Annotated in this window: 9 protein-coding genes; 3 read left to right on the top strand and 6 right to left on the bottom strand. The window is 55.3% G+C overall.

The window, feature by feature from the left end; genetic code table 11:
• The first annotated feature begins 58 nt into the window (after nucleotides 1-58).
• A complete protein-coding gene (locus PW792_13000) occupies nucleotides 59-3,865 on the top strand; it encodes a carboxypeptidase regulatory-like domain-containing protein (GenBank protein ID MDE1162846.1) in 3,807 nt (1,268 codons plus the stop codon).
• 151 nt (nucleotides 3,866-4,016) lie between these two features.
• On the opposite strand, the gene PW792_12995 is transcribed toward PW792_13000, so the two are convergent.
• Nucleotides 4,017-4,937 (bottom strand): S1/P1 nuclease, encoded by a 921-nt coding sequence (locus PW792_12995; protein MDE1162845.1) that lies wholly within the window; start codon nucleotides 4,935-4,937, stop codon nucleotides 4,017-4,019.
• Nucleotides 4,938-5,074: 137 nt separating this feature from the next.
• Between PW792_12995 and PW792_12990 the strand changes: the two genes are divergently transcribed.
• Nucleotides 5,075-6,682 (top strand): VWA domain-containing protein, encoded by a 1,608-nt coding sequence (locus PW792_12990; protein MDE1162844.1) that lies wholly within the window; start codon nucleotides 5,075-5,077, stop codon nucleotides 6,680-6,682.
• Nucleotides 6,683-6,936: 254 nt separating this feature from the next.
• Nucleotides 6,937-8,490 carry a VWA domain-containing protein gene (locus PW792_12985; protein ID MDE1162843.1) on the top strand — a complete coding sequence of 518 codons (1,554 nt, stop codon included), beginning with the start codon at nucleotides 6,937-6,939 and terminating at the stop codon, nucleotides 8,488-8,490.
• A gap of 64 nt (nucleotides 8,491-8,554) precedes the next feature.
• Here PW792_12985 and PW792_12980 read toward each other — a convergent pair whose 3' ends face one another.
• From PW792_12980 to PW792_12960, 5 genes are all read right to left on the bottom strand, one after another.
• A complete protein-coding gene (locus PW792_12980; protein ID MDE1162842.1) occupies nucleotides 8,555-9,520 on the bottom strand; it encodes an aldo/keto reductase in 966 nt (321 codons plus the stop codon).
• Nucleotides 9,521-9,611: 91 nt separating this feature from the next.
• On the bottom strand, nucleotides 9,612-10,337 hold the full coding sequence (locus tag PW792_12975) for an inner membrane CreD family protein (protein ID MDE1162841.1): 726 nt from the start codon (nucleotides 10,335-10,337) through the stop codon (nucleotides 9,612-9,614).
• 67 nt (nucleotides 10,338-10,404) lie between these two features.
• Nucleotides 10,405-10,791: a transcriptional regulator gene (locus PW792_12970; protein ID MDE1162840.1), complete on the bottom strand. Its 387-nt coding sequence runs from the start codon at nucleotides 10,789-10,791 to the stop codon at nucleotides 10,405-10,407.
• Nucleotides 10,781-11,395, bottom strand: a complete 615-nt coding sequence (locus tag PW792_12965) for a hypothetical protein (GenBank protein MDE1162839.1) — start codon at nucleotides 11,393-11,395, stop codon at nucleotides 10,781-10,783. The genes PW792_12970 and PW792_12965 overlap by 11 nt, the downstream gene beginning before the upstream one ends.
• Before the next feature lie 207 nt (nucleotides 11,396-11,602).
• Nucleotides 11,603-13,441 carry a phosphoenolpyruvate carboxykinase (GTP) gene (locus PW792_12960; protein MDE1162838.1) on the bottom strand — a complete coding sequence of 613 codons (1,839 nt, stop codon included), beginning with the start codon at nucleotides 13,439-13,441 and terminating at the stop codon, nucleotides 11,603-11,605.
• Nucleotides 13,442-13,630: the final 189 nt, after the last annotated feature.

Genomic DNA, 13,630 nt, shown 5'->3' with positions numbered 1-13,630 from the left:
CAATGAATTTTCCGATTTTGCTTTGTCGTATCTGTCACAGGTTCAGGAGATTTGCTGGATGCACGTTTCATATCGCTCCGTCGCCAAGTCAGTTCTCGCGTTTGCTCTGGTGCTGACGCCCCTATCGACTTTTTCATTTGAGGCCAAGGCCTACGCTCAGTCCGCATCTAGCGGTGCCATCGCTGGTGCTGTCACAGACGTCAGCGGCGCTTTGCTGCCGGGAACGTCTGTCACCGTAATAAGTGCAGATACTGGTTTCAGCCGTACAGTGAAAACCAATAGCTCCGGTGAGTTCCGCGTTCCGGAGCTTCAGCCTGGCACTTACAGCGTGACCTTTACTTCGGATGGCTTTCAGACGTCTGTAACGAAGGATATCGTTGTCACGGTTGGTGGCGTCGCTATGGTCGCGCCGAAGTTGCTCGCAGGTTCGGTTACGGACAAGGTGGAAGTTTCGGCTGACACTGCGGCAATCAAGACGACAGGTGCCGACATTTCGACCACAATTGACCAGCACGCGATCGAGAATCTTCCGATCAATGGTCGCCGTTGGTCTGACTTTGCCTTGCTGACCCCAGGTGTTGTATCGAGCTCTGATGGCTTTGGTCTTTTGAGCTTCCGTGGTATCAGCTACCTGCTGAACAACAGCACGGTAGATGGTGCGGATGATAACCAGGCGTACTTCTCTGAAGCCCGTGGACGTACGCGCTCGGCCTATACCGTCACCCAGGGTTCGCTGCAGGAGTTCCAGGTGAACACCTCAAACTACTCGGCAGAGTATGGGCGTGCGGCAGGCGGCGTGATCAATACGGTTACGAAGTCGGGCAGTAATCAGCTCCATGGCTCGGCCTATTTCTATGACCGTGACAACGGCTTAGGTGGCGCGACAAACGCGTACACCCAGCTCTATAACTTCAATTCCTCGACAGGCATCAATCCGCAGACGATTCAACCGAAGGACTGGCGCAAGCAGTATGGCTTCGGCATCGGTGGTGCCCTTTGGCGTGATCGCCTGTTCTGGTTCTACGCGTTCGATCAGCAGAAGCGTAACTTCCCGGGTGTTGCTCGCACCTCTGATCCGTATGACATGTTCGCCCTGGCTTCGCCGAACCTTGGCTCTGCCGAGAGCTGCATCCGTTCAAGCAATACCTATGGCACTTATGATTTTGGTGCTCCAATTGCAGCGTATTCGAACGGCAGCTTCAACTCGGGTGGCTTTACGATTACTGGGAACCTGTCGTCGCCGACAGGTACGAACACTGCTCAGTATCCGACCGGTTCTGCGTATCAGGGCAACTTCGGTGCCTGCGCACTGGCTGCAGCTATAGCTCCTGATACCACGCTTGGATCCGCTCTTCCTTATCAGCAAGCAGCAGCTTATTACAACCAGGGACTACAGGTTCTGTCGTCTTTCTTTGGTCTGACTCCGCGCGTTGGTAACCAGACGATTAACTTCCCGAAGATTGATTTCCAGATCAATGACCGCAATCGTATTAGCCTGCAGTACAACCGCGTACGCTGGGATTCTCCGAACGGAACACAGACCCAGGCCTCTAACTTCTATGGTCGCGGCTCGTTTGGCGATGACTTTGTGAAGGCGGATGTCACGATCTTCCGTTACACCTCTGTGCTGACAAACTCGCTGGTGAATACGTTCCTCGCGCAGTACGGTCGCGATATGGAAACGGAGTTTGGTGGCAATCGTCCGACTAGCAATGAGTTGGGCCTGCAGAATGCTCTGCCAACAGGTGAGTGCTCCGCTCCCAAGGGAACCTGCTACTCGGCGGCTCCTGACCTCAGTATTGGTTATGGTTATGATGCCAGCGGATTCGATGCTGGTACACCAGCACTCTTCAACCGTTATGCATTGCCGGATGAACGTCGTCTGCAACTGAAGGACGACATGACTCTTTCTCATGGCATGCACACGATGAAGTGGGGGCTGGACTATAACAAGGTTGGCGATTACATCAACAATCTGTACAACGGCTACGGAACCTATAACTACGATTGGGCTTACAGCTTCATCGGCGATTATTTGCACAAGACCATCAATCTGGGTGGTGATAATTATGCGGGTGGTGGCGCTTTCCATAATGAGGACGGCTCCACTTGTGCAGCTACTTCTTCAACTGCATATTGCGATACCAACGTAGGTTTGTACTCGAGCTTCAGCCAGGGCTTTACGGTTCCCGATGCTAGTGGCAAGGTGAACGCGGTTGGCGCGGGTGAGCTGCTCACAACACGCGAGTATGCAGGCTACTTTACCGACGATTGGCGCATTACACCGAAGCTTACGTTGACGGCTGGCGTTCGTTATGAGTATCAGTACGTTCCGATGAACCCAACACCGAATTCGGACCTAAACGGCGCAAATGCATCGTTCCTGAAGTCGAATGTTGCCAAAGCGGATATGCCGAATACGTACAATAAACCGGATGACCGGAACAATATTGCTCCGCGTTTTGGTTTTGCTTATAACGTCTTCGGAAATAGTAAGACGGTGGTTCGCGGAGGGTATGGCTGGTATTTTGGCCGTATCGTGAATGCCAATATTGTTCAGACCTATCAAAACTCCGGTGGTCCAAACTCTCAGATTAATATCCTTGGTGTTTATCCTGATTACGGGCCTAGTGCAGATGGATCTGTGGCTGCAGCGTGCCGTAATGTTTTCCCTGGCATTCTAACTTATGCCCAAGCACATTCTTGCGCCAGCTATACAACGACGGCAAGCTCGCATCCGAGTGTCGGGTTCTTGAACTCAAAGCTTGAAAATCCGCAGGTGTACGAAACGGATCTCGATGTTCAGCAGGATCTGGGCAAGGGTTGGGTGGCAACGGTTACCTACATGGGATCGTACGGTCGTAAGCTGGATAGCGCGAATGACGTAAATCTTAGCCTTAGTCAGTATGTTCCGTATTCCTCAAGTTCGACAACATTTGTTCCTGGCGTCTATCTTTCGAATTACGTTGTAAATAACACACCACGTTTTCCTGCAAGCAAAGCGGTTGCGTATCCTCATGGCGGGCTACCTGCGCCTTTCAAGAGTGGCACAATCCCTGTGAAGGTCTATCGCGGTGCACGCATTGATCCGGACTATTATCGTGTTCTCGAGATCTCTTCAAACGTAAACACGAATTACAACGCCGTTGCTATTCAGATCAACAAGCGTTACAAGAATGGTTTTTCTTTCCTATCCAATTACACTTGGTCTCATTCCCTAGACGCAAACCCCTACATCGGAACAGGAGTTCCCAACTTCAACATTCTTGATCCGAATGATTTATCGAAGGAGTATGGCAATAGCTCTCTGGATATTCGTCAGCGCGGTGTAGTTGCCTTCAGCTATGCTCCGATCACTCACTTCCATGGATGGAGAGATATGGCTCTTGGAGGCTGGCGTCTAGCTCCTGTTGCGCAGCTGCAAACCGGCTATGCATTTACGCCCTATATCTCGGGGTATCCAGGAGAAAGTGCTTCAGGTGTTCGTAGCGCTAACGGCGCAGGTGGCACTTCTGGTCGTATTGATGGGCTTGAGCGGAATCAGTTTCACCGCCCGAATACCTATAAGGCTGATATTCGTGTAAGTAAGAACTTCTATCTGAATAATATTAACCACCTTGGCCTTGAGCGGCTTCGTTTTGAAGTCTTTGCTGAAGTGTTTAATGTTTTCAATCATCAAAATGTCACTGGTGTGCAGAGCACCGCTTACAACCTAAGCTATACGGGCAGCGTTAACTCCTCTGGGGTAGACAGCGTTGTAAACACACTGACACTTCAGCCGAACTTCGGTACCTACACGAACTCGAACAGCAACTATACCTACACACCACGTCAGCTTCAGTTGGCAGCACGGCTCCACTTCTAAAGTGCGTGGAATGTAAACAAGAGAGGCGGCCTTCGGGTCGCCTCTCTTGTGCAATGATTGTTTGTGTTTGATCTCAAGCAGTGATGTGTAGCCAGCAAGCGAACGGGCAGCCTATGAGGCTGCCCGTTCGCTTACTTGATGTGTTTGGAAACTACTTGGTTGGTGCAGGTGTTGCTTCCGGGGCAGGCGCGGCTACAGCGGGTGCCTGCTGGCGGGTCGGGTCCTGCTGGCTTGGGTCGCCGAGAATGCGGTTCAGGACTCGAGCCAGACGGAGTCCTCCGAGTGCGAGTTCAGCATCAATTACCTTGGTCTCTTCTGCGACGTACTTGCTGTCTAGGAGAGCGCCGTTCGGTGCGTAGGCAAGAACAGCGTAGTGATGCGAGACGTTGGCCCAGGTAACCGGTTCGCCGCCGCTCATACGTAGCCAGTTGTTGTCCTTGATCTCCGTAAGAAGGAGGTCACGGTACTTCTCGTTGCTAAGATTGCGGTGCTCGAGGATTGACTCGTCCCAGACGCCGTGCAGGTTGCACTTGTAGTTGCCGCACTGAGGAGAGCCGAGGAAGTTGACGCGGATGCTGTTGCCGCCGCGGTCGTCACCGATAGCGTGCATCGGTTGATGAATATCCCCAATGAAGTGAACGAGAAACTTAAGGGCTTCGGCACGCTGGTCCTCAGTGAGCGAATCATCGCCGAGGCGGCCTTCGAAGTAGTTGATGCGATCGGTGACACAGTCGCGCCAGGGGCTCTTCGGATCCTTGGAGTTCAAGGGGCAGTCGCGATCACGATCGAACTTATCAGCAGAGCGAGGAATGTCGATGTAGTGCCAGGGGCCTGTCTCGGGACGGCTGGAACGAATTTCATCTGGCCATGAGGCGATGTCGGAAATTCGTTGACCGTGCAGGAGTTCGGCAATGGCGGCTTTGGCCGAAGGCGTCAGGTAAGACTCTGCAACGAGAGCGGTGATGCGATGACCATCACGGCCCCATGCCCAGGTCGGCTCGGTTGCGAGTGCAAACATCAATGTTGCTACAGCGGCCTGGCGTGCCAGCAGCCGAAGTTTCGATCGGTTCATTCAGCAATCTCCTGCCGCGGACATAGACTTTGCGGCTGTGTACTGTCATGTTAGTCCGTTACTCTACGTTTGTGTGAAACTCGCAGTGACTTCTGCACGTCATTTAAACTTTGGACACCGTACATAGAGGTCTCATTTTGAAGATCGCAACAAATCGCACCCACCTATCTGGAGCGCGTAGAGCGCAGGCGCTCGGCGCCATTCTTTTAATGTTGTCTTCCGGGATGGCTTCGGCGCAGCAGGCTGCTGCACCGAGCGGAAGCACAATCCATGTCACGTCGCGCCTGGTGGTGTTGGACGTGGTCGTCACCGATAAGAAGGGTCAGCCGATCCCTGATCTTACTCGTGATGATTTTGATATCTACGAGGATAACCAGCCGCAGTCGATTCGTAACTTCGAGCAGCCGTCGGATCACCAACTTCCTGATGATGCGCAGACTCCGGAGCAGGCTAAGGCGCAGGTATTCGATCCGGCGAAGCCTTCGACGTTCGGTCAGTCGGCGGTCGACATTCTGGTTCTTGATCAGTTGAATACGCATTTTGCTGACAGCTCGTTTGCGCACCGTCAGATGGCGGAGTATCTGGCAAAGCAGCCTGAAGCGCTGAATCACCCGACGACGCTGCTGATGGTGTATCAGGACCACTTCAAGTTGCTGCAGGAATTTACGCGCGATCGTAGCAAGCTGGAAGAGTCGCTGAAGAAAGCCCCTGTGAGTTACTCGTGGGAGCTGGAGATGAAAGGCAAGGCGGACAATGGGCCGATCACTCGCCTGGAGACTTCGATCCGTGCGTTGCAGGAGATGACGCAGGTATACGGCCGTATTCCGGGGCGTAAGAATCTGATCTGGCTGGGCGCTGGTTTCCCTTCGCTCGATCCTGAGTCGTTGACAAACACCGACTATCGCGAAGTGGATGACACCATCAAGCATGTGACGAACGAGATGCTCGACGCACGCATGACTTTGTATGCGATTGATCCGACGAGTTCTGCTCCGCCGATGACGGAGATCACGGACTTTCAACAGATGGCGTTCGCTCAGTTGAGCGGCGATCTTGGCTCTGCGCCGATCGATCCTGTGGATAGCGCTGCGGGGTTCGATACGCTGAGCTCTGTGACGGGTGGCCGTGTGATCCGCAACATGAACAACATCACGCACCAGATTGAAGTGAGCGTGAACTATGCGGATCAGTTCTACACGATGAGCTACTCGCCGACGAACAAGAGCGACAATGCTTTGAAGTTCCGCAAGATTCGCGTGGTTTGCAAGCGGCCTGGCACTGTGGTGACGACGCGCAAGGGCTACTATGGCGGCAATGTGCCGGCGTACAACGCCAAGCATGAGTTGAGCTACGACTTGAGCACGGCAGCGGCGAGTTCGCAGCGGCTGAACGGGCTGAATATAACGGTAGAGCGAAACACTTCTGTTGCGGTGCTGAATGATGAATGGATTATTCATGTTCAGGCACCAGGGCTGACGTGGCAGTCGATGGAGGATGGATCTTCGAAGGCCGATGTCACCGTGATGGCTGTCTCGTTGGATAAGAAGGGCAGGCCGCTGACGCATGTTGCCAAGAATGGATCGGCAACGGCGCGTGCAGGCGTGAATCTTCGTAATGAAGCGAAGCTCGCAAACTTCGACTTTACGGCGGAGCCTGCGCCGAAGGCTGTGATGCTGCGTTTTGTGGTTCGTGATGCAACGAATGGCAAGATGGGGTCGTTCGATGTAGCGATAACGAAGAAGTAAGAGTTTCGATGCAGGATGCAGCAGAGCCCAGCCGGTCGGCTGGGCTCTGCTGCGTCCTGCATCGTTTTTTATTTGGAAGCTGGTGATCTCGTCGTACTCTGTATCAGAAAGTTCGGCGCATGCAGCGGGAAGTATGCCGTTGATTTTTTGGTGTTGTGCCTGCCTTAGTCGTTTGCTTCGGACTCCGCACTTTGAGGTCTCGTTTGAAGATCGCAACAACTCTTTCTCGTACATACAGAGTGTGTTTTGTACCATTGCTGGCTGCCATTCTTCTTGTGATGGCACATGGTGTTGTCTCTGCCCAGCAATCTATTGCTTCAGGTGGCAACACGATTCAAGTTACTTCTCGTCTTGTCGTGCTGGATGTTGTTGTTACCGATAAGAAGGGGCAGCCAATCACAGATCTCACTCGCGATGATTTTGCGATTTTTGAGAACAAGCAGCCACAAACCATTCGTAATTTCGAAAAGCCTTCGGAGCATCAGCTTCCCACCGAAGAGCAAACGCCGGAGCAGGCGAAGGCGCAGGTCTTTGATCCAGCAAAGCCTGCAAACTTCGGGCAGTCTGCCGTTAACATCCTTGTGCTTGATCAATTGAATACGCACTTCGCGGATAGCTCTTTTGCGCGACGCCAGATGGCAGAGTATCTCTCGAAGCAGCCAGCAGTACTAGGCCAGCCGACGACCTTGCTGGTGGTGTATCAGGATCATTTCAAGCTGCTGCAGGAGTTTACTCGCGACCGAAGCAAGCTTGAAGATGCGTTGAAGAAGTCTCCTGTGAAGTACTCGTGGGACCTGGAGCTGAAGGGGAAGGCTGATAACGGGCCAATCACCCGGTTGGAAACCACGCTGCGTGCACTCCAGGAGATGACGCAGGTTTATGGGCGTATTCCTGGCCGTAAGAATCTGATCTGGGTTGGTGGTGGGTTCCCTACGCTTGATCCTGAGTCTCTGGCGCACAATGACTATCGTGAGGTAGACGATACGGTCAGGCACGTCTCCAACGAGTTACTGGATGCACGCATGACGTTGTATGTTGTGGACCCGACAAGCTCTGCGGCAGGGATGAGTGAGATCACTGATTTCCAGGAGATGGCCTTTGCCGGGTTGATGGGAGAACTACCGGCGGCACAGATGGATCCGGTGGATACCTCACTTGGGTTCAATACCCTGAGCATGGTTACAGGCGGCCGCACGATCCGCAACATGAATAACATCGCTCACCAGATAGCGATTAGCGTTAATTACTCTGCGCAGTACTACACGATGAGTTATTCGCCGACGAACAAGAGCAATGATGCGCTGAAGTATCGCAATATTCGTGTCGTGTGTCGTCGCCCGGATGCTGTTGTGACGACTCGTAAGGGGTATTACGGTGGGACGGTGTCAGCTTATAACGCGAAACATGAGCTGAGTTATGACTTGAGCACGGCGGCAACGAGCTCAAGGCCGATGAACGGTTTGGCGTTGATTGTTGATCACAATACCGACGCAGAGGCCAATGAAGATGATTGGATCGTTCGGGTGCAGGCCCCGGAGCTTGCCTGGCAGCCGCAGGACGATGGCTCTTCAAAGGCCGATGTTACCGTTATGGCGGTTTCGCTCAATAAGAGAGGTCGGCCTATAGGGCACGTTGCGAATAACGGCTCCGCGACAGCGAAAACTGACGTCAACCTGCATGATGAAAAAGAACTTGCGAACTTCTATTTCGAGGCCCAACCTGCTCTAAAGGCGATGACTCTGAGGTTCGTCGTGCGTGATAACAACAGCGGGAAAATGGGGACGTATGACGTGTCTCTGGTGAAGTAGATCGAGACGGAAGCAGGCCCGGCGAGTGATCGCCGGGCCTGCTTTTTTGCGTAGGAAGAGTTGCTTATTCGAGGTTCTGCGCGAGAAAGCTGTTGATCTCCTCGTACTCGGCCTCGGTGAGGGTGAACGACGCTGCAGGGAGGACGCCGTCGATCTGGCTGGCATTGCGGCCGCCAACGATGGCTGCCGTGATGGCGGGGTTGTGGAGAGTCCACGCGGTTGCGATGACGCCGGCGATGACGTTGTGACGCGTGCCGATCTCTTTCATCTTTTCTGCGAGCGCGAGGTTCTTGCTGAGTTGCGGTTCCTGGTAGTTCTTGGCGCGCTTGCGGAAGTCGGTGTCGGGCAGCGTAGCAACGCGCTCGCGGGACATGGCTCCGGTGAGTAGACCGCTGTGCATGGGCGCGTAGTTGATGACGCCGATGTTGTGCTCGAGGCAGAAGGGGAGGTTCTCGGCTTCGTAGCTGCGGTTGATTGCCGAGTAAGGTGGCTGCTGCGAGGTGATGGAGGCAATCTTTTGCGCGCGCTTCATCTGCTCAACGGTGAAGTTGGAGACGCCGATGTAGCGAACCTTGCCTTCGCGCTGTAGATCGGCCATGACCTGCCAGCCTTCTTCGATTTCGTCGTCGGGTACGGGCCAGTGGATCTGGTAGAGATCGATGGTGTCGATGTCGAGGCGCTTGAGGCTGTCTTCGCACTCCTGGCGAATCTTCTTCAGGGACTGAACGATTTTGCGGTCTTCTCCCCAGGTCATGGCGCACTTGGTAAAGATGTAGGGCTTGCTGCCGGCGGACTTGAGGGCCTTGCCAACGATTACTTCGGAGTGGCCGAGTCCGTAGACGGCGGCGGTGTCGATCCAGTTGATGCCAACGTCGATGGCGTGGTGAAGTGCGGCTATGGAGTCGTTGTCGTCTTGTGGTCCCCAGCCGTGCGCCCAGTCGTCGCCACCGATGGCCCATGCGCCGAAGCCGATGCGGGTGAGGTGCAGGTCGCTGTTGCCGAGTCGTCTTGTAGTGAGTTCGTTTGCCATGAGTATTAGGATGCACCATGACATGTCGGAGAGCGGTGAACGGCTGCATCGATTGTGCCGATGCAGCCATTCTGTTTGGTCGAGGAATTGTTTAGTCGAGGAAAGAGTGGCGCGATGTGGCGTTCGGGGTTGCTCCGGCGGGCGCCGTTCTGCCTTCATACCAGTCGACGTTGCGGGTTAGGTACATGGTCGCGGCCACGGCTCCAAAGCTGACCAGAGCTCCGATCATCAGGGCATAGTTGTCGAGACGAAGCAGGACGTATATGAACGCGTAGAGAAGACCGAAGATGATGAAGGCTTGCTTGCTGTGTTGGCGACTGCCGAAGAGCCATTCTGCATTGAAGGAGAAAAGAAGAACTGTAGCCGCGCCTGCAATGAGAAAGGAAAGATCAAAACCAAGGTGCTCGGCGAACGACAAGAGAAGAAGGTAGAAGGCTGTCTGGCCAACGCCTACGAGGGCGTACTGCGCAATGTGAACCCTGTGGCCTGAGCGTACCTCAAAGATGAAGTACGTGAGAAAGACGAGGCCAAGGAAGAGAGTGATGTATTTCAATGAACGAGTAACGCCTCGGTACGAGTCAGCAAGCCTGATGCCAAGAACTGCTGCGGGCGGATGCACGATGCCTTTGTCGTCGTAGGTTGTTATTGCATGATGAGTCTGGGCGCGGCCATCGGCAAGACTATCGACGAAGAAGGCCGGAATGCTCATAAAGATGGCCATAAAGAGAAGGACAAAGAATTTACTGCCCGTGCTGAAGCTGGTGAAGAAGTGTTTGGAAGCGCTGTTGTCAGGTTGGAGGATAGAGGCAAAGTTCATTTAAATCTCCTTTTACTTTGTATTGCAAAGTTGGAAGGCACGGCAAATTCAGATTGAAGCGAAGAGCTTACTGCTCTGAAGCGAGCTTGAGCTTACGGCTTTGTTTGAGCGCTTGCTTCTGGATGGCTGCTGCATCACGTACCACCTGCTCCAGCGTGGCCAGGTACTCGACGTAACGCTTGCGTCCTGCAGTTGTGATGGAGCAAATAGTCTGCGTGCGGGGTCGCTGTGTATCCTTGGAGATCTTGATCATGCTTTCGGCCTCGAGCAACTGTAGATGGCGAGCGAGGTTGCCATCGGTGAGGCTGCAGAGCTGTTTGAGCTCGACGAAGGAAAGCCCGGATGCGTGGGAGAGCAGTGAGGTGAGAATGCTGAGGCGAGCGCGTTCGTGGATGACGCGGTCCAGACCCTCGTAGGCAAAACGTCCTTCATTGTCGTCCTGGTTAGGCGTCATGGGCCTCTCCTTTTGCGGTTGCGTAGAGTACGAGGCCGATGAGCGTCTGGCCGATGCCGAAGGCGCTTGCCATCGTCCATGGCTGCAGCGCACGTTGGTTGCCGAGGCTGAGGCAGAGGAGTCCACTGAGCAGAAACCATGCAGCAGCCGAAAGCATGGCGCGTGGGAGAAAGCGGCAGGAGGCGAAGACCCCGAGGCTGTAGATGAGTTGCCAGAGGCCGGGAAGCATCCAGATCGATTGTGGAGCGTTGAGAAGAAGGACGATGGTGAGCAGGCAGCCTGCGACGGCAGCGGGAAGGAACTGCTCAATTGCCAGCGAGATCATGTCATCGGCGAGCGCGGAGTGCAGTCGACGAGAGCGCGTGACGGCGTGCACGAGGATCCAGGCTGCGGAAAGCACACCTGTCGAAGTCCAGAGGCCGACGTAGAGGCGCGGATGTTCTGTTGGCAACGGAACGAAGTGCGCTTGCAGGAGTGCGGCGATTACGGCGAAGGCCGCCGTGGTGCAGAGCGCCAGCGGCCCATAGCCGCGGAAGACGGTGTTCTGCGCCATGTTTCGGCGGATATCGCGAATGTCTCCAAGTGCTCGATCGAGATCGTTCATAAGCATCACCACTTTGCAATACAAAGTTAAAACTTTGTATTGCAAAGTGTCAACGGTTTTGTGGAGATGCCGGGCTGGAGCCCCTTTATGCAGAAGCTGATTCCGTGGCCTGAAGGTCACGGCTACTCCAGAATGCCCCTGCGGCCATTGGTCTTTGCGCAGAGGCCATTGTCTGAGGGGGCACGGCTACTCCTTGAGCGCAAAACGCTACAAGCGACAGATCAAGAGTTCGCGCTCGTAGATCATCTCTGGGGGCAGATGGTCGTGGAGGGCGAGGAAGAGCTCTTCGTGGGCGATGACTTCGCGCTTCCAGGCTTCGCGGTCTACGCGTTGAAGTTCGTCGAAGCGATCTTGGGAGAAGGGGAGGCCGCTCCAGTCGATGTCGTCGAAGTAGGGTGTCCAGCCGATAGGAGTTTCCTTCCCCTGGGCGCGGCCGCGGACGCGGTCAACGATCCACCGCAGTACGCGCATGTTGTCGCTGAAGCCGGGCCAGAGGAAACTGCCGTCGGCGCCCTTGCGGAACCAGTTGACGTGGAAGACGCGGGGCGTCGAGGTGAGTTCGCGCTGCATCTTGAGCCAATGCCGGAAGTAGTCGCCCATGTGGTAACCGCAGAAGGGCAGCATCGCCATAGGGTCGCGGCGAACGTTGCCCGTGGCGCCTGCCGCGGCGGCGGTGGTTTCAGAGCCCATCGTTGCGCCGAGGTAGACGCCGCTGGACCAGTTGAAGCTTTGGAAGACGAGTGGGATGGTGGTGGAGCGGCGGCCGCCGAAGAGGATGGCGGAGATCGGGACGCCTTCGGGGGAGGCCCAGGCTTCGTGGTCGAAGACAGGGCATTGGGTGGCGGGCGCGGTGAAGCGTCCGTTGGGATGCGCGGCGGGTGTGGCGCTGGCGGGCGTCCATGCGTTGCCGCGCCAGTCTTCGATCTGCACGTCGGTTGGTGGCGCGTCGGTCATGCCTTCCCACCAGACGCCTTCGGGTGTGCCGTCGCGCAGGGTGAGTGCGACGTTGGTGAAGATGGTGTTGCGTGCGAGGGTAGCCATGGCATTGGGATTCGTCTTCGCGCTGGTTCCTGGAGCAACGCCGAAGAAACCGGCTTCGGGGTTGATCGCTCGGAGGTGACCATTGCCGTCGGGTTTGATCCAGGCGATGTCGTCGCCGACACACCAGACCTTCCAGCCTTTGAAGGCTTCGGGCGGAATCATCATGGCGAAGTTCGTTTTGCCGCAGGCGGAAGGGAAGGCCGCGGCGACGTAGGTCTTTTCGCCTTGCGGTGATTCGACGCCGAGGATGAGCATGTGCTCGGCCATCCAGCCTTCGTCGCGGGCGATGTTGGAGGCGATGCGGAGGGCGAAGCATTTCTTGCCAAGTAGCGCGTTGCCGCCGTAGCCGGAGCCGTAGCTCCAGATCTCGCGCGTCTCGGGGAAGTGGACGATGTACTTGGTGTCGTTTTGCGGCCACGGCACATCGTGCTGGCCGGGTGCGAGAGGAGCGCCGACGGAGTGCATGCAAGGCACGACGCGCTTGATACCTTTGTCGATCTCGGCAAAGACCTGCTTGCCAACGCGGGCCATGATGCGCATGTTGACGACGGCGTAGGCGGAGTCGGTGAGCTGCACGCCGATCTGCGACATCTCAGAACCGATGGGCCCCATGGAGTAAGCGAGGACGTACATAATGCGGCCCTTCATCGCGCCCCGGAAGATGCCCTTCAGCTTCTTACGCATGACGAACGGATCTTCCCAGTTGTTGGTGGGGCCGGCGTTGTCTTTCGAGAGCGAGCAGATGAAGGTGCGGTCTTCAACGCGGGCGACATCGTTTGCAGAGGAGCGGGCGTAGAAGCAGCCAGGCCAATTCTGTTCGTCGAGCTTGATGAAGGTGTGGGCGTCTACCAGCTTCTTGCAAAGGTACTCGTTTTCGGCGTCAGAGCCGTCGATCCAATGGATGGCTTCGGGCTGGCAGAGTTCTGCCATCTTTTCTACCCAGCGGATGAGGTGCTTGTTGGTGGTGAGAACGTTGGTGGACGTGGCGGATTTCGTGGCGGACATCGATGGTGCTCCTCTGCTGGAGAAACTTTGTACGCCACGATCTCTTCGCTTGTCTTGTGTTTGGTTGCGCAGATGTCCGAAATTCGGCTAAGCTGGGCGGTATTCGGAGTTTCAGTGCCTGGCGTTGTGATGAAGTTCTTTTGCCTTCGCGCAGCCGGGATGTCGTGCCGTGCATCTGAAACAAGGACA

The organism is Acidobacteriaceae bacterium (assembly GCA_028283655.1).
Classification (GTDB): Bacteria; Acidobacteriota; Terriglobia; order Terriglobales; family Acidobacteriaceae; genus Granulicella.
Note: the sequence above shows the minus strand (reverse complement) of the source record. Positions and strands in the feature narration are given on the sequence as shown.

Coding starts and splice junctions, on each gene's coding strand:
- PW792_13000 (MDE1162846.1), top strand. CDS start 59: ATGCACGTTTCATATCGCTCCGTCGCCAAGTCAGTTCTCGCGTTTGCT.
- PW792_12995 (MDE1162845.1), bottom strand. CDS start 4,937: ATGAACCGATCGAAACTTCGGCTGCTGGCACGCCAGGCCGCTGTAGCA.
- PW792_12980 (MDE1162842.1), bottom strand. CDS start 9,520: ATGGCAAACGAACTCACTACAAGACGACTCGGCAACAGCGACCTGCAC.
- PW792_12975 (MDE1162841.1), bottom strand. CDS start 10,337: ATGAACTTTGCCTCTATCCTCCAACCTGACAACAGCGCTTCCAAACAC.
- PW792_12970 (MDE1162840.1), bottom strand. CDS start 10,791: ATGACGCCTAACCAGGACGACAATGAAGGACGTTTTGCCTACGAGGGT.
- PW792_12965 (MDE1162839.1), bottom strand. CDS start 11,395: ATGAACGATCTCGATCGAGCACTTGGAGACATTCGCGATATCCGCCGA.
- PW792_12960 (MDE1162838.1), bottom strand. CDS start 13,441: ATGTCCGCCACGAAATCCGCCACGTCCACCAACGTTCTCACCACCAAC.